The organism is Flavobacterium sp. KACC 22761 (assembly GCF_034058155.1).
Taxonomy (GTDB): domain Bacteria; phylum Bacteroidota; class Bacteroidia; order Flavobacteriales; family Flavobacteriaceae; genus Flavobacterium.
This window is the reverse complement of the sequence record NZ_CP139148.1, coordinates 3,285,162-3,306,403: the sequence shown is the minus strand read 5'-3', so window position 1 is coordinate 3,306,403 and position 21,242 is coordinate 3,285,162. Positions and strand designations below refer to the sequence as shown.

Annotated in this window: 24 protein-coding genes; 13 read left to right on the top strand and 11 right to left on the bottom strand. The window is 32.9% G+C overall.

Annotation, left to right across the window (positions count from 1 at the left end):
• The first annotated feature begins 1 nt into the window (after position 1).
• Positions 2–1,069: a glycosyltransferase family 9 protein gene (locus SCB73_RS14320; RefSeq protein WP_320566893.1), complete on the top strand. Its 1,068-nt coding sequence runs from the start codon at positions 2–4 to the stop codon at positions 1,067–1,069.
• A gap of 35 nt (positions 1,070–1,104) precedes the next feature.
• On the opposite strand, the gene SCB73_RS14315 is transcribed toward SCB73_RS14320, so the two are convergent.
• The 3 genes from SCB73_RS14315 to SCB73_RS14305 form a co-directional block, all read right to left on the bottom strand.
• Complete coding sequence (locus SCB73_RS14315) at positions 1,105–1,872, bottom strand: Kdo domain containing protein (protein WP_320566892.1); 768 nt, start codon at positions 1,870–1,872, stop codon at positions 1,105–1,107.
• A gap of 448 nt (positions 1,873–2,320) precedes the next feature.
• Complete coding sequence (locus SCB73_RS14310) at positions 2,321–3,427, bottom strand: glycosyltransferase family 4 protein (protein WP_320566891.1); 1,107 nt, start codon at positions 3,425–3,427, stop codon at positions 2,321–2,323.
• A gap of 421 nt (positions 3,428–3,848) precedes the next feature.
• A complete protein-coding gene (locus SCB73_RS14305; RefSeq protein ID WP_320566890.1) occupies positions 3,849–4,631 on the bottom strand; it encodes a DUF5672 family protein in 783 nt (260 codons plus the stop codon).
• Between the two features lie 187 nt (positions 4,632–4,818).
• Here SCB73_RS14305 and SCB73_RS14300 point away from each other — a divergent pair, with 187 nt between their 5' ends.
• On the top strand, positions 4,819–5,379 hold the full coding sequence (locus tag SCB73_RS14300; RefSeq protein WP_320566889.1) for an L-threonylcarbamoyladenylate synthase: 561 nt from the start codon (positions 4,819–4,821) through the stop codon (positions 5,377–5,379).
• A 77-nt stretch (positions 5,380–5,456) separates the two neighbouring features.
• Here SCB73_RS14300 and SCB73_RS14295 read toward each other — a convergent pair whose 3' ends face one another.
• Positions 5,457–6,581 carry a cysteine desulfurase family protein gene (locus tag SCB73_RS14295; protein ID WP_320566888.1) on the bottom strand — a complete coding sequence of 375 codons (1,125 nt, stop codon included), beginning with the start codon at positions 6,579–6,581 and terminating at the stop codon, positions 5,457–5,459.
• A gap of 86 nt (positions 6,582–6,667) precedes the next feature.
• On the opposite strand from SCB73_RS14295, the gene SCB73_RS14290 reads away from it, so the two are divergent.
• Complete coding sequence (locus SCB73_RS14290) at positions 6,668–7,663, top strand: hypothetical protein (RefSeq protein ID WP_320566887.1); 996 nt, start codon at positions 6,668–6,670, stop codon at positions 7,661–7,663.
• Positions 7,664–7,812: 149 nt separating this feature from the next.
• Here SCB73_RS14290 and SCB73_RS14285 read toward each other — a convergent pair whose 3' ends face one another.
• Positions 7,813–8,364 carry a Smr/MutS family protein gene (locus SCB73_RS14285; RefSeq protein WP_320566886.1) on the bottom strand — a complete coding sequence of 184 codons (552 nt, stop codon included), beginning with the start codon at positions 8,362–8,364 and terminating at the stop codon, positions 7,813–7,815.
• Positions 8,354–8,539 carry a hypothetical protein gene (locus SCB73_RS14280; protein ID WP_132990199.1) on the bottom strand — a complete coding sequence of 62 codons (186 nt, stop codon included), beginning with the start codon at positions 8,537–8,539 and terminating at the stop codon, positions 8,354–8,356. The genes SCB73_RS14285 and SCB73_RS14280 overlap by 11 nt, the downstream gene beginning before the upstream one ends.
• 107 nt (positions 8,540–8,646) lie before the next feature.
• Between SCB73_RS14280 and SCB73_RS14275 the strand changes: the two genes are divergently transcribed.
• The gene (locus SCB73_RS14275; RefSeq protein ID WP_320566885.1) at positions 8,647–8,931 is read left to right on the top strand and encodes a DUF2752 domain-containing protein; all 285 of its coding nucleotides are present in this window, start codon (positions 8,647–8,649) and stop codon (positions 8,929–8,931) included.
• A gap of 22 nt (positions 8,932–8,953) precedes the next feature.
• Here SCB73_RS14275 and SCB73_RS14270 read toward each other — a convergent pair whose 3' ends face one another.
• Positions 8,954–9,655 (bottom strand): DUF1003 domain-containing protein, encoded by a 702-nt coding sequence (locus tag SCB73_RS14270; RefSeq protein WP_320566884.1) that lies wholly within the window; start codon positions 9,653–9,655, stop codon positions 8,954–8,956.
• A gap of 191 nt (positions 9,656–9,846) precedes the next feature.
• Between SCB73_RS14270 and epsC the strand changes: the two genes are divergently transcribed.
• The 4 genes from epsC to SCB73_RS14250 all read left to right on the top strand — a co-directional run bounded on the left by epsC (position 9,847) and on the right by SCB73_RS14250 (position 13,214).
• Complete coding sequence (epsC, locus tag SCB73_RS14265; RefSeq protein WP_320566883.1) at positions 9,847–10,638, top strand: serine O-acetyltransferase EpsC; 792 nt, start codon at positions 9,847–9,849, stop codon at positions 10,636–10,638.
• 1 nt (position 10,639) lies between these two features.
• The gene (gene cysM, locus SCB73_RS14260) at positions 10,640–11,527 is read left to right on the top strand and encodes a cysteine synthase CysM (protein WP_320566882.1); all 888 of its coding nucleotides are present in this window, start codon (positions 10,640–10,642) and stop codon (positions 11,525–11,527) included.
• A 134-nt stretch (positions 11,528–11,661) separates the two neighbouring features.
• Positions 11,662–12,648 (top strand): aldo/keto reductase, encoded by a 987-nt coding sequence (locus tag SCB73_RS14255; protein WP_320566881.1) that lies wholly within the window; start codon positions 11,662–11,664, stop codon positions 12,646–12,648.
• A gap of 155 nt (positions 12,649–12,803) precedes the next feature.
• Positions 12,804–13,214, top strand: a complete 411-nt coding sequence (locus SCB73_RS14250; RefSeq protein WP_320566880.1) for a hypothetical protein — start codon at positions 12,804–12,806, stop codon at positions 13,212–13,214.
• Between the two features lie 71 nt (positions 13,215–13,285).
• Here SCB73_RS14250 and SCB73_RS14245 read toward each other — a convergent pair whose 3' ends face one another.
• Positions 13,286–14,281 (bottom strand): sensor histidine kinase, encoded by a 996-nt coding sequence (locus SCB73_RS14245; protein ID WP_320566879.1) that lies wholly within the window; start codon positions 14,279–14,281, stop codon positions 13,286–13,288.
• 214 nt (positions 14,282–14,495) lie between these two features.
• Here SCB73_RS14245 and rlmD point away from each other — a divergent pair, with 214 nt between their 5' ends.
• Genes rlmD through SCB73_RS14230 form a run of 3 tightly spaced genes read left to right on the top strand, consistent with a single transcriptional unit; the run spans position 14,496 to position 17,263 of the window.
• A complete protein-coding gene (gene rlmD, locus SCB73_RS14240; protein WP_320566878.1) occupies positions 14,496–15,908 on the top strand; it encodes a 23S rRNA (uracil(1939)-C(5))-methyltransferase RlmD in 1,413 nt (470 codons plus the stop codon).
• A 10-nt stretch (positions 15,909–15,918) separates the two neighbouring features.
• Positions 15,919–16,473 carry a DUF6452 family protein gene (locus SCB73_RS14235; RefSeq protein ID WP_320566877.1) on the top strand — a complete coding sequence of 185 codons (555 nt, stop codon included), beginning with the start codon at positions 15,919–15,921 and terminating at the stop codon, positions 16,471–16,473.
• Positions 16,445–17,263, top strand: coding sequence for a DUF6048 family protein (locus tag SCB73_RS14230; protein WP_320566876.1), 819 nt, complete (start codon positions 16,445–16,447; stop codon positions 17,261–17,263). Before SCB73_RS14235 ends, SCB73_RS14230 begins: the two co-directional genes overlap by 29 nt.
• Before the next feature lie 74 nt (positions 17,264–17,337).
• Here the strand turns inward: SCB73_RS14230 and SCB73_RS14225 are convergent, their stop codons facing one another.
• The 3 genes from SCB73_RS14225 to SCB73_RS14215 form a co-directional block, all read right to left on the bottom strand.
• Positions 17,338–18,030 carry an aspartate/glutamate racemase family protein gene (locus SCB73_RS14225; RefSeq protein WP_320566875.1) on the bottom strand — a complete coding sequence of 231 codons (693 nt, stop codon included), beginning with the start codon at positions 18,028–18,030 and terminating at the stop codon, positions 17,338–17,340.
• Positions 18,031–18,049: 19 nt separating this feature from the next.
• Complete coding sequence (locus SCB73_RS14220) at positions 18,050–18,286, bottom strand: hypothetical protein (protein ID WP_320566874.1); 237 nt, start codon at positions 18,284–18,286, stop codon at positions 18,050–18,052.
• Between the two features lie 139 nt (positions 18,287–18,425).
• A complete protein-coding gene (locus SCB73_RS14215; RefSeq protein ID WP_320566873.1) occupies positions 18,426–19,583 on the bottom strand; it encodes a THUMP domain-containing class I SAM-dependent RNA methyltransferase in 1,158 nt (385 codons plus the stop codon).
• A gap of 111 nt (positions 19,584–19,694) precedes the next feature.
• Between SCB73_RS14215 and SCB73_RS14210 the strand changes: the two genes are divergently transcribed.
• A complete protein-coding gene (locus SCB73_RS14210) occupies positions 19,695–20,459 on the top strand; it encodes a class I SAM-dependent methyltransferase (RefSeq protein ID WP_320566872.1) in 765 nt (254 codons plus the stop codon).
• Between the two features lie 93 nt (positions 20,460–20,552).
• Complete coding sequence (locus tag SCB73_RS14205) at positions 20,553–21,221, top strand: ZIP family metal transporter (protein WP_320566871.1); 669 nt, start codon at positions 20,553–20,555, stop codon at positions 21,219–21,221.
• The last annotated feature ends 21 nt before the right edge of the window (positions 21,222–21,242 follow it).

Below are 21,242 nucleotides of genomic sequence, written 5' to 3'. Positions count from 1 at the left end.
AATGAAAATATTAGTAATACAGCAAAAAAGAATTGGAGACGTTTTGCTAAGTTCTATCCTTTGCAATAGTTTAAAACAAGCACACCCAGACGCTACAATAGATTTGATGTGTTATCCTAATTGCAAAGATGTTTTGCTTGGCAATCCAAATATTGATTCGATATTATTGCTTCCAAATGAAATCCGCAAATCATATCCTTCGTTATTTAAGTTCTTTTTTGAGATCAGAGCCAAAAAATACGATGTTCTTATAGATGTTTACGGAAAATTAGAAACCAATTTAATCACCTTATTTTCTGGTGCAAGCACAAAAATATCTTATTACAAATGGTATTCTTCGTTGTTTTACAATCATAATCTTCATCGATTGCCAAAAGAAACCAAAACAAAATACGGTCAGGCGATCGATAATAGACTTTTATTATTGCAACCATTGAAACTGAACGAAAATTCAATTAATCCATATCCAAAATTATACGTTGATCCTAAAGAAAACGAAGAGGCATTGGCTTTATTCCAAAAGAATAATGTAGACAGAAACAAAAAAATTGTAATGGTTAGTCTTTTAGGAAGTGAAAAAAATAAGACATATCCTTTAGAATATATGGCTGAAGTAGTTGAATATGTTAGCCAAAATAATGATGTAGAAATTCTATTCAATTACTTTCCGAGCCAGATCGAAGATGCACAGAAAATTTATGATTTGTGTTCAGCCACAACTCAGAAAAAAATACATTTTGACTTGCTAGCTGGCAATTTAAGCTCGTTTATTGCTATAATGGATTTATGTGATGTTATTATAGGAAACGACGGAGGCGCAATAAATATGGCAAAAGCGTTAAACAAACCTTCTTTCACTATCTTTTCTCCTCACGTTGACAAAAATGACTGGGCAACTTTTGAGGATGGAAAACAAAATATTTCTGTACACTTAAATGACTTTAAACCAGAATTATTTAGCGAATTGGGAGACAAGGAAGTAAAACAAAATTCCCTTCAACTATATACACAGTTTACTCCTGATTTTTTCAAAGATCAAATCTCTTATTTTTTAAGCGAGAATTTGTAATCATCACTAATTTCAAGAAGCAAAGACAGATCTTATTATTTTTTCCAGAATTTTAATTTCTTTTTAAGTCTTTGCTTTCTCGCAAATTTCTCTTGGAATTCACACGTTTCGCTCCACATTCTTTCAAAAATCTCAGCTTCTGTTTTGCTAGGATAAAGCTTAGCATATTCATTGCTCATTACAGCAATCATATCCTTTTCAGGCGTCAAACGTCTTAAATTATGCATTCTTTGCTCAAAACTCATGGTTTCATGAAAATCCATTCGATTTAAATCGACTAAAAAGAATTCATATTTATTGTCTGCAACCTTTTTTATCAAAGTATTTCCAGGTGAATGATCTAAAAATTCAATTCCTTTTTCATGCAGATCAAAAGAAAATCTGGTAAACTGCCTTAAAATATTGTCTCCATCTGGATAATCAGGAATTAGAATCAGTTCTCTATAAGTCAATTCTGTTACCAAATGCTCACTTACGTAATAACTGTCTTTCAAGCCCAATGCGTTAAAATTTTCAACAAATGCAATTGGCTCTGGAGTTCCAATTCCCTTACTCAACAAAATGGTAGCGTATTCATAAGAGCGCTCTGCTTTTGATTTTCTAAAAAATCTATAAACGACTTTATTTATTAAATTAGGAACCTTAAATGATTTAATATTAATTGTTTTACCATCAAGATCAAATAACTTAATAATATTACGTTGTCCGTTACCAAAAATAGTTCCAGACACATTGAAATCTCTAGTAACACCAAGAATAGATGAGATAGCGTTTAAAAAAACGGGGTTTACTCTAAAATTCATTTATGATTTTTTATAGACGGCAAAAATACACATAGAATATAATACTTCCAATGGATATGCTTTTTCATATTCATTAAATGACAATAAACCGAGTAGTTTGTCGTAATTTGTTTTTTTGTTTGTTTTTAATTTTCAAAAAACACATAATCTCTTTAAAAAAATAAGTGTTTTCCAAATGGAAAACGGATATTTTGCCTTTATATTACTTCAAAGCAAATTAAATCGAAAAAATATGTTTTAATCTTAGATATCAAAAAAGAAAAAAGGTTTAATCTAAAAATAAAAAAACATGATTTTAAATTTGGCACTAGTCGTTATTCAACTCAAACCGTTTAATTTCATATTGATTTTCAAAAAACTGTCGAGAAACATGGAAATCTTATATAAAAGTAAGAATATCTTTTGATTTTTTTATTAACAAAAAAGTTTATGTGACGATTTAGAATATTTATGAATTGATCACTATTGTATAAGCTTCGGCTGTTTTTCTAGCAATGACGGGAGCTATAAATCCTTTTTCAACAGCAATTTTACCCTTTTCAGCAAAACTTCCCCGCAAATTTTCATCATTCAAAAGTAAATTGACATTATCTCCTAAACTTTTAAAATCTTTAATTGGACAAATAAAACCATTTTCGCCGTTAATAATAACCTCAGGAACAATACCTATATTTGTTGAAACAACTGGAACGCCCATCAGCATTGCTTCCAGAACAGACGTTGGCCCTCCTTCTCTTTGAGATGTCATCAAAAAAACATCAAATTCTTTATTTAAAACGCACGCATCTTCAATCGTATCAGTAAAAATAACGTAATCTTGGAGTTTTTTTTCTGCAACAAGCTTTAAATACGCATCTGTCCGTTTTGTAAAATCTCCAATCTGAAAAAAAACAAGATCTTTTCTATTCAATACATTTACTAAATAGTCTGCTGCATTTACAAACGTTTCTAAATCTTTTGCTTCTGTATGGTTTGCAATGTTTCCAATTAAAAATTTGCTTTCGTCAATATTATATTTTTCCCTTAAATTGATATTGGCCTTTTTATCTAAAATTTCCAAAGAAACACAATCTGGAACAACCATTAATTTTTCATTATTTGAAGGAGAAAGAACTTGTGCAAAGTTGTTTTTAACTGCATTTGAAACACAAAAAACAGCATCAATTACTTTTGAATTGTATTTGAACTTGCTAATAAAACTGCTGCTTGCGCTAATTGCTTTTTTTGAGAAAACAACTTTTATATTTAGCCTTAAAAGTAAATTACTTAAAACATAAAAGGTCAAAGAATTACTGGTATGAAGATGAATTAAATCAGGTTTAATATCTTTTACCAATTCTTTAAACTGCTTATAATTTGAAAATTTTACAAGCTTTCTGTTTTTAGTGGGAATAAATGAAATATTATTTTCTAAACAAAGTTTTTCTAACACAGTATCTTTAATTCCGAAAACTACATTTTCAATTTCTAATTTATTTAATTGCGGAATGCAATAAACTAATTGTTGTTCATTTCCGCCCCATGCCTTTGCTCCTGATATATGCAATACTTTCATAAGATACATTTTAAAAAGTACAAACATATAAATATAAATAAGAAAAAACTTTATAATAACAATTAAAAAGAAAGTTTTTTCTTATTTTTTTTATTTAAAAAAAATTAAATAACTGCCTAAAATTTTCCAGCCATGTTAATCTGCTTCAGATGAAATTTGGAGTAAACAAATTCGAAAATCAATTGGCTTTAGCAAGTAAAAGACACAACAAATCCGTTTCATATTTTTTTACCGAAACGAATGAAATCAAAAAAGAAATAATGGATTAAGAAAATAGAATTTCAACAGTAATAACAGACTGTAGCAACAAAAGAAGATATTAAAAACAGGCTTGCAAGAAAACGCTTTTAGAGTAGTAAAACAAAATCCTGACTATTATGTCATGCAAAAGAATTACTATGATTTTATAAAAATATACTTTTTAATATTTATCAATAATTGGTTTCCAAAAATCAATCACTTTTGGCTTATTAATTCCATGACAGCCAAAAGGAAGTTCGTTATTTGTAAGTTTCATGCCAATATTTGGTTTTCGGTCCAATGCGAAATAAATAGCTTCTTTATAGTCTGGAATTTTAAAATTTCTTTCAAATTCAGGAGCCTTTAACGACCAAAATACATCTTCTATGGCATAGATTTTCTTTTTTTCCTCTTTTAAGAAATCAGAAATAAATTGCTGGTATTTTTTTGCAATTACAAAATGTGAAGCCACTTTTCGTAACGAGAAACCGCCGTTTCCTGACTTATAAAATATCTGATGTCTTTCTTGCTTTTTCTTAGATAGCTTTCGCACCATTTTATGATAATATTTCAAAAACAAAGTATCTTCAGGTGTTGCAAGCCAAGGTGCACCAATATAGTCATACCCTTTTTCGCACCATTTTACCAAATCATCCTTAAAAACGAAAGCATCTAATTGATAAATCAAAATATATTCAGAATCCAAAAAGCTTTCATAAAATAATGGAGACAACAACAATTCATTATATCCATCTATAGATTGGAAATATTTTTTTGGAAAGCTTTTGGCTGAAATAGTTTCAAACTTATTTGTAAGATAAGAATGATTTAATCCTTCCGGATGCACAATTACAATTTCATAGTCTTTTAAGACTTTACAACACTGCAGAAATGATTTTTCTTCAAGTTCACCAAAATATTCCTTATAAACAGGAATAATTACTTTTACTAATTTTTGAGACATGTGGTATTTTAAGATTAAATCTGTACTTCAAAGAATACAATTTGACTTATATTTTTCTTTTGGATATTTTGACTTAAGCAACAAAAATAATCTTATAAATTACAAAAACTTGATTATTGGAAATATTTTTAAATTTTATACGAAGAAGAAATATTATTTTTGCAATAAAATTACATTCAATTCTACAATGAACGAAGAAATAATCAACGCTTACGAAGTCATTAAAGAAGGTGGCATCATTTTATACCCAACAGATACTGTTTGGGGAATTGGTTGTGACGCAACTAACGCTGAAGCTGTTGCAAAAATTTACAAACTAAAACAACGTGCCGAAACTCAAAGTATGATTGTTTTGATGAACGGTGAAAAAATGATATACAATGTTTTTAAAAACATTCCTGAAGTGGCTTGGCAAATCTGGGATTTATCAGACAAACCGACAACTTTAATTTTGGATGATGCAAGAAATGTTGCTCCAAATATTATTGCTGCAGATAAATCATTAGGCGTTCGTTTGGTAAAAGAGCCTTTCTGCTTTAAATTGATGGAAAGAATGAAAAAACCTTTAGTTTCTACTTCTGCCAACATTTCAGGACAACCTACTCCAATTGCTTTTAAAGATATCAGTCCAGAAATAGTTAATGGCGTTGATTATGTCGTGAAACTGAATCAAGATAAAATCAACGGAAAATCATCTACCATCATAAAATTGACGAACGATTCACAAGTTAAAGTGATTCGTAAGTAGTTTTTTTTCGTTTTAGGTTTCAAGTTTCAAGTTTCAGGTTTTATACAGAACTTGAAACCTGAAACTTGAAACTTGTTTTAAACCACCTTAAGGCTTTCAATAAGCCAATCAATATCTTCTTTTGTATTATAGTGGCTGAATGAAATTCGGAGATTTGGTAATTTTAAATCCATTTCCGAAAGCATTTCTTTTAAAACATGCGAAGGTTTAATGCTTCCTGATTGACAGGCGCTTCCTCTAGAAACCGCAATTCCTTTCATGTCGAGACTAAACAAAAGCATCGAAGTTTTATCTGAAGAAAAAGGCAAAATGATGTTGATGATATTGTAGAAATCCTCTTTTTTCCCATTAATTCTGAAACCGGGAAAATGAATTTCTAACTGTTCAATTAAGTACGATTTCAAACCCGAAATATAAGCTCGTTCTTGGTCGAGATTTTCATACGAAAGCGATAATGCTTTTGCCATTCCTGCAATTTGATGAACGGCTTCGGTTCCGGCGCGCAAGCCTTTTTCTTGTTCGCCACCAAAAATCAAGGGTTGCAAACCCGAATTTCTTCTCACGAATGCAAATCCAATTCCTTTTGGCCCATGAAATTTATGTGCGCTTGCTACGATAAAATCAACTTGGATTTTTTGAAGATCAATCTCCGTTTTTCCTACAGACTGAACGGTATCTGAATGAAATAATGCATTATATTGTTTGCAAATAACTCCAACCCTTTCAATATCCAAAATTGTTCCTGTTTCATTATTTACATGCATCAAACTCACTAGTGTCTTTTTATCTTCGGAAAGCAAATTAGACAAATGCGTCAAATCGATACTTCCGTCTGGATTGACATTTACGTAATCAACCTGAATTCCGTAATCCGATTCTAATGCCAAAACAGCATATAAAACGGCGTGATGTTCAATTTTTGAAGTAATGATTCGCTCGACTTTTAAATCTTCAACAGCAGAGCGCAAAATCCAGTTATCAGCCTCGGTACCGCCTGAAATAAAAATAATTTCCTGAGCAGCACAATTTAAATGCTTGGCAATGCTTTTTCTAGAAAGTTCCAAAATGGTTTTTCCATTTCGTCCAAAACTATGCGTAGATGATGGATTACCAAAATCTTCTGTCATAACTTTTGTCATTTCCCGAATCACTTCAGGTCGCATGGCACTTGTAGAGGCGTTGTCTAGATATACTTTTTTCATTGCTGCAAAGTTATGAAATATCAATTGTCCAATCTTCAATATCATTTGCCAAATTTTTCACTATTTTTGACCCAAATAAAATTACGATGAAAAAATATGCAAGCCTTCTATTATTTGCGCTTTTACTAAATGGTTGCGATGATGGTGATTTAACGGTAGAAACGATTGATTTTAAAGATATAACAGCAACAAGCTGCGATGCCGCTAACACGTTAATTTACAAGCTAAAACCTCAGGAAGCTATAATATTACAAATGCCTGAAAACAAACTTGCAACTCAACCTGATACCTTAACTTACACCCTTGATAATAGCCAATATCGTTTTTTTTATAGAACCTATGACGGAGCAATATCAAAATCAAACATTTGTGATGCCATACCGCCTGCTACACCAAACATCAATCAAGAATGGTATGCAATTGGCGGGGAAATAGAAATTGTTACCACAGCAGTTTACAAAACTCCACCTCCAACGGACGGACATACAGAAATTGAGGCCTACAATCATAATATCACCTTCAATGGAATTACATATTCAAAACCTGGGCCAACTCAAGTTCAAGATAATTTTGTTTTTGGAGATTTTAAAACTACCGTAACTCCTGTTGTGGTAGCTTTTACAGACGAAGTTGCAAAATATTGTGACGTACAGAATAAAGTTTACAACAATAATTTGTCAAACTCATTGGTGATTGAAAATCTAGATAAAAATTTAATTAAACCGGAAGATACTCCAATTGGGCAACCGAGAAAAAGTTTGATCAATTTAAATTCTGGAGGAACTCCTGCAGTCATTTCAAACAATGTCTATTACAGAACTTATAACAGTAATTTACCGGAAACCACAAGAGACTATTATTGCACTAATACAGTACCTGCAAATCCAACTGTAAAAGATACTTGGACAGGTATTACAGGAATCGCAAATGTGAGTGGAATTATAGAAGTAACCACTACGCATAGCAATAACGTTTACAAGCACAAAGTTGTTTTAAGAAACGCTAGCTTGAAAAAAGGCAACAATACTTTTAAACTTGCAACCGAATTTGTTTTAGGAACAGTAACTACTGTTGTACCATAAATTCGAATCTTAAAAACTAAACAAAAAAGCTTTTCAAATTCTTACAAAAAAACATCCGTTTTTCAAACTGATTTCACAACAGAATCAGATCGAAAAACGGATGTTTTTTTATGCTTTGAAAACAGCAATTTTAAAGCACAAAAAAAAGATTATTTATTGTTTTGCCTAAAATAAACTTCGGTTGCTCCAAGTCCATATTTTTGATAATTGGCATCTTGAAAATCTATTCCGTCATAACGTCCTAATAAAAAATCAAGTTCGGCTTTTAGAATTCCTTCTCCAACGCCGTGAATAAAAACAATTTTTGGAATCCTGTTTTTGATTGCAAATTCGATGTGTCTTTTTGCCGTTTCGGTCTGCAAAGTCAAAATATCATAATTCGACATGCCACGCTTATTTGGAACTAATTTTTCGATGTGCAGATCAAATTCTGGAACGGCAACATCGCGTTTATCTTTCTTTTCTTTGACAAAACTGCGTGGTTTTGGCTCTGTTTTTTCTTTTTTGATTTCATCTAAATCAATTCTTTTAATAGAATTCATTAAATTACTGGTTTCTTGAATTTTAAGCAATTCATTGACAAAAAATGTCATCATAAAACCATCCTCAGTTTCAATCAAAACTTCGTTGTTTTTAACCGAAACCACCGTTCCGTTTATCGCTTCGTCTAAAACCGAAACCTTGTCTCCTTTACTCAACATTGTCTTCGTCTTTATCTTGATTTTTACTTGGCGTTTTTGCACTCAGTTGCATCATTCCATACATGAAAACTACAATTGCAACAATCATGATGTAGATATTTTTCTCCTCGGATACTTGCTCATAAAGTGCTACTCCAATTGCGAGAATCATTATTAAAATTTTAAAGGCTTTCATTTTTTCTGATATAATAAGATTTCAAAAGTATAAAACTTTAAAATAGCAGTTTGCTTATTCTAAAATCCTATCCAATATTTTTTTGTAAAATTGCAAAAACACCTCGCATGAATTTCGAAAATTACATGGTTCCTTGCGTCTTCAAAATGCTCTTCGGATTTGACTGTTTAGGGTGTGGTTTTCAGCGTGCCTTATTCTTACTTTTTCAAGGTGATTTTTTAGGCGCTTTCAAAATGTATCCGGCACTTTATTCGACGCTTTTATTTTTCGGTTTTCTGATATTTCACTTTTTCGATAAATCAAAAAAATACAAAAAAGCAGTTTGGAATTTTGCATTCATCAACCTCATTTTTGTTATTTTCGGTTATTATCTCAAGCATTTTTACTTTTAATTTTTGTCCCGACACCTCGGGATTATTTTTTAATCTGATTCAAAATATCATCCATCATTTCGATTTGAACTTTTTGAATTTCGATTAATTCTTGTTGCTGATGCATAATCAAATGATCAATTTTATCATGAATCATTCTGATCTCCAATTCCGATTTTAGGTTGATCATAAAATCTTTTTTAGCGCGATTTCTGTCTTTTTCTTCTTGACGATTTTGGCTCATCATAATGACCGGAGCTTGCAAAGCCGCAATGCAAGACAAAATCAAATTGAGCAGAATAAACGGATACGGATCAAAACCTTTGTTCATTAAAATAAAAACATTGGAGCCGATCCAGATCACTATAAAAAAAACAAACGAAATGATAAAAGTCCAGCTTCCGCCAAAATCGGCTACGTGATCGGCCACTTTTTGTCCAAGATTTCGCGTTTCTTCTTCATCTTCAACAATACTTACGATCGATTTATCTTCTTTTAATGAAGAAATAACGTTTTTTTCAAGATCCGAAAGCATTCCTATTTCTCTTGACAAATAATTCGTAATATACTTTTGACGGTATTCATTCAATTCATGTACCGAGATACAGTCATCATCACAAAACGAAGGATGATCTTTTGTAATAAGGCTTAAGATAGGATCGTGAATCGTTTTTCCGCAGATTTTCTCGCTTTCCGAAAATTCAATACCCGAAATTGCGCTTTTAAAAGTTGAATTATTTTTCATTTTGTAAATTTTATAAAGCTAATTTAAGCAATTAACTTCTTAAGACTTACATCTAAATTCATGATTTGGCAATCTTTTTAATATCACAAATACAAGCGGCAATGCAAAATTTCTTTAGTTAATTCATGCCCTTATTTACAAAAAACACCTTACTTTTAACGTTTCAAAATTATCCACTCAATTTTACAATTGTGACAAAAGAAAGTATCATACAAAATATAAAGGCCTTAAAGAGCCATTCTAACATAAACTACGGTATTAAAACTAAAACAGAAGACTTTACCGAAAAGCTTTTTTACACTCTATTTGATTCGAATGCGGCTTTAGACGAAAGCATCAATGATCTTGAAATTCGTTTTAAAGAAATTGCTGTTTTGGCTTGCAAAAAACCAGAAAATTTATGCGAGTCTATTTGGGACAAGTTTCTTGAAAAACTTCCTGCCGTTTTAGAAAAACTAAATCAGGATGCTGCATATATCCTAGAAAATGATCCGGCATCAAACAGCATCGATGAAGTTTATCTGGCTTATCCGGGCTTTTATGCCATTGCCATTTACAGATTAAGCCACGAATTATACTTGCTTGATTTGCTTCTTTTTTCAAGATTGATGAGCGAATATGCCCATAGAATTACGGGAACCGATATTCATGCCGGAGCAAAAATTGCATCGCCATTTTTTATTGACCACGCGACGGGAATTGTTATTGGCGAAACGACTGTTATTGAAAAACATGTAAAAATTTACCAAGGTGTCACATTAGGCGCGCTTAGCGTGAGCAAAGACATGAAAAACGCAAAACGCCATCCTACGGTTGAAAAAAATGTATGCATTTATGCCAATGCAACGATTCTTGGCGGTGAAACTGTTATTGGAAAAAATAGTATTGTGGGAGGAAATGCTTGGATCACCAAATCGATTCCTGAAGATTCTATTGTTTTAAATACCACTACTACTGAAGTAAAAATAAAAGAAAAAAAATAAAATGAGTCCACAAAAATTGCTAAACCTAATTGGAAATACTCCATTGATGGAAACTGTCAATTTGGTTAAAAATAAAAACGTAAAACTGTTGCTTAAACTTGAAGGAAATAATCCTGGCGGAAGCGTAAAAGACAGAGCAGCATATAACATGATTGCAGCCGCTTTAGAAAGAGGCGAAATTAAAAAAGGCGACAAATTAATTGAAGCTACAAGCGGTAATACTGGAATTGCACTTGCAATGATTGCACAGTTATTTGGCATCGAAATCGAATTGGTCTTACCTGAAGATTCGACAAAAGAACGAACTCAAACCATGCGTGCCTACGGCGCAACAGTGATTTTGACACCTGCTGATGAAGGAATCATCGGCTCCAGAGATTATGCTGACAAAAAAGTCGCTCAAGGCGGTTATTTGATGCTAAATCAATTTGCAAATGACGACAACTGGAAAGCGCATTACAAAACAACCGGACCTGAAATTTGGAATGATACAGAAGGAACTGTAACTCATTTTGTTTCGGCTATGGGAACCACAGGAACTATTATTGGAACTTCGACTTATTTAAAAGAAAAAAATCCAGCGATTCAGATTGTTGGCGCACAGCCAAGTGATGGATCACAGATTCCGGGAATTCGCAAATGGCCTCAAGAATATTTGCCAAAAATATTTGATGCTTCTAAAGTTGATACAGTAATTGATGTTAGTGAAGAAGAAGCCAGAGCCATGACCAAAAGATTAGCGCTTGAAGAAGGCGTTTTTGCTGGAATGAGCAGTGGCGGCTCTGTAGCTGTTGCTTTGAAAATCGCAGAACAATTGGAATCTGGCATTATTGTAGCGGTTATTTGCGACCGTGGCGATCGTTATTTGTCATCGGATTTATTTGATTAAAAAAAGATGCTAAGATTCTAAGTTGCTAAGACTCTAAGTTTTCCATACTTTATCTACAAATTTAAGCATCTCAGTAACTTAAAATAAAAAAACTTAGCAACTCAGAACCTTAGCAACTTAGCACCTTAAAAAAAATGAACTACAGAAAACTAGGAAAAACGAACTTTAATATCTCTGAAATCTCACTTGGAACTTGGCAAGTTGGAGGAAAATGGGGATCAGGATTTGACGATAAAACTGCTGATGCGCTTATAAACACAGCAATTGACAACGGTGTTAATTTTATCGATAGCGCCGATGTTTACGAAAATGGTTTGAGCGAAACTGCTGTTGGACGTGTAGTACGTTCGCGTTCTGAACGTATTTATGTGGCTACAAAATGCGGACGCCAAATCAATCCGCATATAAATGAAGGATATCAAACAAAAGTGCTTCAAAAATTTGTTGATGACAGCTTAAAAAGAATGGGCTTAGAAACTTTAGACTTGATTCAACTGCACTGTCCTCCTACCGAAGTTTATTATCGCCCAGAAATATTTGAATTGTTTGACCGCTTAAAAGAGCAAGGAAAAATTTTAAATCTTGGCGTAAGCGTAGAAAAAGTCGAAGAAGCATTAAAAGCAATTGAGTATTCAAATGTAACTACGGTCCAAATTATTTTTAATCTGTTTCGCCAGCGTCCTTCACAATTGTTTTTCTCTGAAGCAAAGAAAAAAGATATCGGAATTATTGCGAGAGTTCCACTAGCAAGCGGACTTTTAACCGGAAAATTTGATTCGAAAACTACTTTTGAACCTCAAGATCACCGAAATTTCAATCGTAATGGAGATGCTTTTGATAAAGGCGAAACATTCTCTGGAATCGATTATGAATTAGGACTAAAAGCCGTTGAAGAATTGAAAGCTTTATTTCCAGAAAATCCTAATCTTGCTCCGATCGCTTTGCGATGGATTTTGAATTTTGAAGAAATTAGCTGTATTATTCCAGGCGCTTCAAAAGCTGATCACGTTTTATCAAATTTATCTGTTTACGATCTTCCTAAAATAAGTCCTGAAAAAATCGATGCTATGAATGCGATTTATGAAAAATACATAAAACCTTCCGTTCACCATTTATGGTAGGCTAAGATACTGAGGCTCTAAGATTCTAAGATTCTAAGTTTCTGAGATTGTGAACTTAGCAACTTAGAATCTTAGAGCCTCAGTATCTTGTCCCACCACGCAACCTTTCTTCATATTGCTCATCTACATATAAAACTAACCAACAATGACTTACCATGAAAAAATCAAGTTTTATACTAGCTGTACTTTGTTTGATATTTGTTTCTTGCAATAATGACGATGCCAATTCAAATGCTTCTCAGGAAGAGGACGCTCAGAAATTAGAAAAAATGTACCAGGAAATTGTAACACTTTCGCAAGTAAACACTACGCCTTGCACCGATTCTAAAGATTGGGATTTTACCGCAATTGGCGCAAAAGCTTGTGGTGGTCCAGCCAAATACATTCTTTATTCTAAAAAAATAAATACGATAGATTTCTTAGCTAAAGTAAAATCATATACAGAAGCAGAAGCTGCATTTAATGTAAAATGGGGTATTTTCTCGACTTGCGATGTTCCTGTTCCGCCAGATGGAATTGGTTGTGTTGATGGGAAACCAACTTTTTTACGAAATACTGCTTTTTGAGATACTGAAATTCTAAGTTTTATTTTCAATCTTAGCGCCTTAGCATTTTAGTGCCTTAGAACCAAAAAAAACTAAAGCTCAAATTCAATCTTAAATTCGGCGCCTTTGTTTTTTCCTTCGCTACTGGCTGTCAAGGTACCTTTGTGGCGTTCGATTATTTTTTTGCATAAATAAAGGCCAATTCCGGTTGACAATTCGTTTGCAGTTCCCAATCGGCTCATTTTGGTGAATTTTTTAAATAATTCCTCAATTTGATTTTTATCGAAACCAACGCCTTTATCTGCCACTGTTATAGCTAATTTAGAATCTTCATTATAAATTCGAACTTTAATCTCGCTATCAAAAAAAGAGAATTTGATAGCGTTGCTAATCAAATTCACCAAAACTTGAATCAACAAACCTTCATCTATTCTAAGTTCGGCTTCAGAAATTTCCAAACTTAGATTCATTGTAATGTTTTTATCTAAAAGCCTTTGCTCGACTTGTTCATTAATAAAATGTACAATATTTGAAAAAACAACTGTTCTTGCTTCAGGATTAGGATTTGCGACCTGATCTTGCTCTTTCAAAAGCTTTATAAAGTTATCGATGTATCGAAATTGTAAATTGGTCGATTCACAAATTAATTCTGCCAAATGTTTTACTGACTCAGATGGATTTTCGCTTAAAATTAATCGCGCCAATCCTTGCGGATTTCCAGCAAAATTTTTCAAATCATGCGAAAGCATATAAATCAAATCTTGTTTTTCGTTGATAAAACTTTCAGATTCGTAAATTGATTCCTGAATATTGCGCATTAACAATCCAGCCTCATCATTATATTCAGTAGGCAAAACAGAAAGTTTTCGATTATTTCGATAATCATCGAGAGATTTTGAGGCAATTGAGATGGGCTTGATTAATTTTTTTAAAATAAATAAAGTCGCAAGAGTTGCTACCAAAGTCATAACCAAGGCAAAAATCAAAATCGAAATTGCTGAAATATCGTTCGCTGAAAACAACACAAAGAACAAAATACCAATTAAAGGGATATGTATTCCTATGAAGGCAACAAACAAAAATTTCAATACATAGCTCTTTTTTAGGAAGCTTATTTGTGACAGATTATGATATAACTTCATAAAAAAACAACAATACTATAGGTTAAAAATGCGACATTTGGGGAAATTACCAAAAAACAAAGTTAACTTTTAAACTTAATTTATGTGTTAAATTACACAATTTGATAAAATATTTTGAAAATTAAATTTATAAAAGTTTTCAAACCCTTATTTTTGCGCTATGGGAAGAAAAAATACAGACAAAGTTGTCTTTCATCAAATTGAAGTATTAGACGCAGGAGCAAAAGGAGTATCAGTTGCAAAAGCTCCAGACGGAAAAGTAATCTTTATTCCGAATGTTGTGCCTGGTGATGTTGTTGATGTACAGACATTCAAAAAAAGAAAAGCATATTACGAAGGAAAAGCCGTAAAATTTCATGAATTATCAAAACACCGTATTGATCCTATCTGTGATCATTTTGGAGTTTGCGGCGGATGCAAATGGCAAAATATGAAATACAGCCAACAGTTGTATTACAAACAAAATGAAGTCAAAAATCATTTACAACGAATTGGAAAAGTTGAACTTCCTGAATTTGAAGATATTTTAGGTTCAGAAAAACAGTTTTTCTACAGAAACAAAATGGAGTTTTCGTTTTCAAACAGCCGTTGGTTGACTGAAAAAGAAATTGGAAGCACTGAAGATCTAGGAAACAGAAATGCATTAGGATTCCATATTCCAAAAATGTGGGATAAAATTCTAGATATCCAAAAATGTCATTTGCAAGAAGATCCTTCAAATGCGATCAGAAACGAAATTAGAGCTTTTGCTAATGAGCATAATTTAGTCTTTTTTAATCCAAGAGAGCATTCTGGATTATTGAGAACTTTAATGATTCGTACCGCTTCAACTGGCGAAATCATGGTTTTGATTCAGTTTTTTGAAGATGACAAAGCAAATCGTGAGTTGGTTTTGGATCATTTATATGAAAAATTCCCGCAGATTACCTCATTGCAATATGTGGTAAATGCAAAACAAAATGATACCATTTACGATCAAGATATCAAACTTTATAAAGGAAGAGATTATATCTTGGAAGAAATGGAAGGTTTGAAATTTAGCATCAACGCTAAATCTTTCTATCAAACAAATTCTGATCAAGCTTACGAATTATACAAAATTACACGCGATTTTGCTGGATTGACAGGAAACGAAACCGTGTATGATTTATATACAGGAACTGGGACTATTGCTCAGTTTGTTTCGAAAAAAGCGAAAAAAGTAATTGGTGTTGAAAGTGTTCCTGAAGCCATTTTAGACGCAAAAGCAAATGCTGAACGCAATAACATTACTAATTGTGAGTTTTTTGTTGGAGACATGAAAGTCGTTTTCAACGAAGCTTTTATTGCGCAACACGGCAAACCTGATGTTATCATTACAGATCCGCCGAGAGATGGAATGCATGCATTGGTAATTGATCAAATCTTGAAAATTGCTCCAAAAAAAGTAGTTTATGTAAGTTGTAATTCGGCTACACAAGCACGTGATTTAGCTTTAATGGACGAAAAATACAAAGTTACCAGAGTACGTCCAGTGGATATGTTTCCGCAAACGCATCATGTTGAAAATGTTGTACTTTTAGAACTTCGCTAATAAATTTTAAATGAAAAAAATAGTTTCAGTTTTACTGCTTTTTACTTTTGGCTTATCAAGTTGTGAGAAAGATGATATTTGCGATCCAAATACGCCTACGACTCCCAGATTAGTTATTGAATTTTATGATGCCAATAATCAACTTAAACCTGTTACAAATTTAAAAGTAATTGGGGAAGGAATGAGCCAAGGAATTATCTTTAATGAAAATGCGGCAACCGACGAAGCAAAACAGCTTACAAACGCCAGCAAAATATCTATTCCATTAAAGACAGACGCAGATTCTACAACCTATACTTTCATTTTAGATTCTGGCAATGAAAACCCGGCAGCAGTAAATACAGATCAAGTAACATTTTATTATACCCGTCAAAATCTTTATGTTTCTAGGGCTTGCGGATTTAAAACAATTTTCAAGCTTGATCCTCTTTCTGACGGAATACCGAGAACTGCTCCATTTGAAAAAAAAGACACCGATTCAAAAGGTTTTTGGATGACCCAAATTTATGTAAATGATTATAACATAGAATTAGAAAATGAAGTACACATTAAAATATCTTTCTAGTTTTTGCTTATTGTTTTCAATGTTTTTGGGTTATGCTCAAGAAACACCAACAACTACAGTAAACAAAGAAATTGTTACAGAAAAATCTAAAACCGAGACGACAGCAAAACCTGCATTACAGGAAGTAAAAAAAGCCGACAGCATTAAAACTGATCGCTATGGACTTCGTGTTGGAGTTGATTTGTACAAATTGACTCGCGGTTTATATGACAAAGATTATAAAGGCGTAGAATTTGTTGGTGACTGGCGATTAACAAAAAAATATTATTTGGCCGCCGAACTTGGTTTTGAAGACAAAACTACTGACGACGACCGATTAAATTCGACTGCAACTGGAACTTACATAAAAGGTGGTTTTGACTACAATTTGTATCAAAACTGGCTTGATATGGAAAACTTAATTACAATAGGTTTACGAGGCGGATTCAGTACTTTTAGCCAAGAATTAAACAGCTACAAAATTTACAATCCAAATCCGTATTGGGGTGAAATGCCTCCAATTACAGAACATCAAAAATACAGCGGACTTACAGCAGGCTGGATTGAAGTTGCAATGGGCGTAAAAGCAAAAGTATTCAACAATGTTTTTGTAGGTTTTGGTGTTCAACTGAAAATGTTGGTTGCAAATACAAAACCAGATGGTTTTGACAATTTATATATTCCAGGATTTAACAGGACTTATGATGGAAGTTTTGGAATTGGTTTCAATTATACTGTTTCGTATTTCATTCCTATTTACAAGAAGAAAACTGTTATTCCGGTGCCAGCTAAAAAAGCTCCTAAAAAATAACGTTATAATTTCCAAAATAAAAAACCACGAATTCAAAATGCTGAATTCGTGGCTTTCTTTTATTTTAAATCGTATTAAGACAACTGAAAATCAACCGCCGCTTTTGAATGGATCAAAGCAGTATCAAAAACAGCAACCGAAACATCTTCTGGTTTTATTACTAAAGGAATTTCGGTACAACCTAAAATAATTCCTTCAGCACCTTTTGAAATCAAATCATTGGCAATTTCTAAATAACGTTTTTTAGTTTCGTCGGTTACCAATCCTCGGCCTAATTCTTCAAAAATAGTGTAATGAATAAAATCTTTGTCTTCCTGATTTTCGGGAATTATCGTTTCGATTCCTTTTGCTTGTAGCTTTTCTTTGAAGAAATCAAGTTCCATTGTAAACTTGGTTCCTAATAATGCAACTTTCTTAATATTTTGCTTTTGAATTTCAATCGCCGTAGCTGTAGCAATATGAATTAGCGGAAGACCAATTGCTTCTTGAAGCCTGTCAGCAATTAAATGCATGGTGTTGGCACATAAAATAATCGCTTCCGCCCCACCCGATTTCAAAAATTCGCATCCTTTTAAAAGCATTTCAAAAGTCGAATCCCAATCGTTGTTGTCGTTATTTCTTTTAATATCAGCATAATTAAAAGAATAAACCAAACATTCTGAGAAGTTCAAGCCTCCCAATCTTTCATTTATTCCTTCGTTAATAAGTTTGTAATAATCTCCGGTTGAAACCCAACTGATTCCCCCAATAAGACCAATTTTCCTCATAAATGCCTTTTTTAAAAAATTATTCGATTTCTTTAATTCCTTTTATAAAAATCCATTTCATAAAAAGCTTTTCGCCATCTTTTGTTCGTACCGCTTGGAATTTTGGTCCAATAATAGTCGCAACAACAAAAGAAGTCATTGGAATCCAAATTCCAGTTAATCCAGTATACATTGCAATTACATATCTTCCTGCGATAAATAAAATTGCAAATGTTCCTAATTGATATAAAAAAGCTCTTACTTGTAGTTTTGTCATTATTTTTATAGTTGCTAAGGTGCTGAGGTGCTAAGATTCTAAGGTTTCTTTCTTTGGACTTAATCCCTTAAAACCTGAATCATCTTTTATACTTAAAGCTAAATTTCTTAGTCCTTTAGAAGCTTAGCACCTTAGAACCTTATTGTTGAAATTTCGTTCTCTTGCTTCCTTCGTACATTTCGTATTTAACCAAACGTGCTTCAAGACTTCCGTTGAAAAGTTTGATTTTTCTTGAAGGTTTCAATCCAACAAACTTTAAGGCTTCCAAGTTTGCTGTAATGAACCAAGCGTTTGTTCCTGGATAATTTTTCTTCAAAGTATCGCCAATACTAGCGTAGAATCTTTCCATATGAATGTCCAAACGCTCATCATAAGGCGGATTGAAAACAATATGTAACTTGCCTTCTACTTCTTTTTCAGTATCAAAAAAGTTGTCTTCGCGAATGGTCACATAATCCTCAAGATTTGCATTTCTTATATTGTCTTTTGCTTTGCCGATTGCACTTGGTGCTTTGTCAAAACCTTTAATTGTATAATGAAACTCTCTAGTTTTTTTCATCAAACTATCGACAATCTTGTCAAATAAGTCATTATCCCAGTCTTTCCATTTTTCAAAAGCAAATTCTTTTCTGTTGATGTTTGCCGCAATGTTGCAGGCAATCATTGCCGCTTCTGCCAAGAAAGTACCTGAACCACACATTGGATCTAGAAAATGACTTTGCCCGTCCCAACCTGATAACAAAAGAATTCCAGCTGCCAAAACCTCATTAATAGGCGCAATATTTGTAGCTGTTCTATAACCACGCTGATGAAGTGAAGCTCCAGAAGTATCTAAAGAAACCGAAACCTGATCTTTGTCAATATGAATGTTGATTCGCAAATCTGGATGTTGTTTGTCAATACTTGGGCGCTGGCCTGTTCTTTCTCTAAATTGGTCAACAATCGCATCTTTACATTTTTGTGAAACAAACTCAGAATGGTTAAAGTAAGTCGAATGCACGGTTGTATCAATCACAAAAGTTTGATTGGCATTTAGAAATTTAGCCCAATTCATGCCTGAAATTCCTTTATACAAAGCTTGATCGTTGTTTGCTCTAAAAGAATAAATTGGCTTCAAAACCTTAAGTGCTGTTCTAAGTGACAAATTGGCTTTGTACATAAAACCTTTATCTCCTTTAAAACTTACCATTCGCACGCCTTTCTCAACATCTTGAGCACCAAGTGCGCGCAATTCATTCTCTAATATTTCTTCGAAACCAAAAAAACATTTGGCTATCATTTTAAAATTTTCTTCCATTTTTTTTCAATTAAAAAAAGCCAATCACCATTACCTATGATAGCGAAATAGTTATTTTTCGGCAAAAATACACTAAATTTGCCGGACTTTGAATTAATTGAAATAGAATAAATGTCTGAAGCACCGAACTCATCAACACCTAATCAAGATCGTAACACTGAAAACTGGTTTACATCATGGTTTGATACTCCCTATTATCATATTCTTTATAAGGATAGAAACTATAGAGAAGCTCAGATTTTCATGGACAACTTAACGCATTACCTGAACTTGCCAGAAAAAGCAAAAGTATTAGATTTGGCTTGCGGAAAAGGAAGACACTCTATTTATTTAAATCAGTTAGGGTTTAATGTTTTGGGCGCCGATTTATCTGAAAACAGTATTGCCGAAGCCAGCAAAAACAGCAACGAAAATCTTCATTTCAAAGTGCACGACATGCGTGAACCATTTGAAGAAAAATTTGATGCCATTTTTAATCTTTTTACAAGTTTTGGCTATTTCGAAAGCGACGATGACAATCTGACAACCCTAAAAGCCATTAAAGAAAGCTTGTCTGAATATGGTTTTGCGGTAATCGATTTTATGAATGTGACTCAAGTTATTGAAACTCTTGTTCCTGAAGAAGTCAAAACGGTTGACGGAATCGATTTTCACATTAAAAGATATGTTGAAGATGGTCATATTTTCAAAGAAATAGATTTTGAAGATCAAGGCCGAAAATTTCATTTTACCGAAAAAGTAAAAGCACTGACTTTAAAAGATTTTCAAGATTTAATGGACGAAGCTGGAATTTACCTTTTAGATATTTTTGGAGATTACAAACTCAAAAAATTCCACAAAACCGAAAGCGAAAGATTAATCATGATTTTTAAATAGGTTTAATCGTTAAATCGTCAATTTGTTTAATCGTTTAAGCACGTTGACCAAAACCGATTAAACAATTAAGCAAAAAAACGATTAAACAAAAAGATGAACTATTTACTACCCTTAATTTCTGTACTTTTAGGATATAGTGTGGCTTTGTTTATTAAACCAGAAAACAAAACCAATTTAAAATTACTGCTGGCTTTCAGTGGTTCTTTTTTATTGTCATTGACCGTAATGCATCTTCTGCCAGAAGTTTACGAATCTCATAATCGTAATATTGGCATCTTTATAATGATCGGAATTTTATTCCAGATTGTGCTCGAGTTTTTCTCGAAAGGTGCCGAACACGGACACGTTCACGGGCATGCGAAGATGTCTCAAATTCCTTGGCTTTTATTCATCAGTTTGTGTATTCATGCTTTTTTAGAAGGTTTTCCTGTTAGTCATCATCACGGTTTGGCTGTTGGAATTGCGATTCATCATTTGCCAATCGCGGTAATTTTAACGACATTTTTCATCAATGCCGATTTAAATAAAAAAGCCATTTTTGCCTTCATGCTCACTTTTGCGATCATGACGCCTCTCGGAACAATCGCTTCAGAATATTTATCAATTTTAAATGACTATTATACCGAAATAACCGCAATCGTAATCGGAATTTTGTTCCATATTTCATCGACGATTATTTTCGAAAGCAGTGAAGGACATAAATTCAATGTTGCCAAAGTTTCAATGATCGTTCTCGGAATTTTATTGGCATTCTTTTTATAATGAGTCAATTAGAAAATGAGC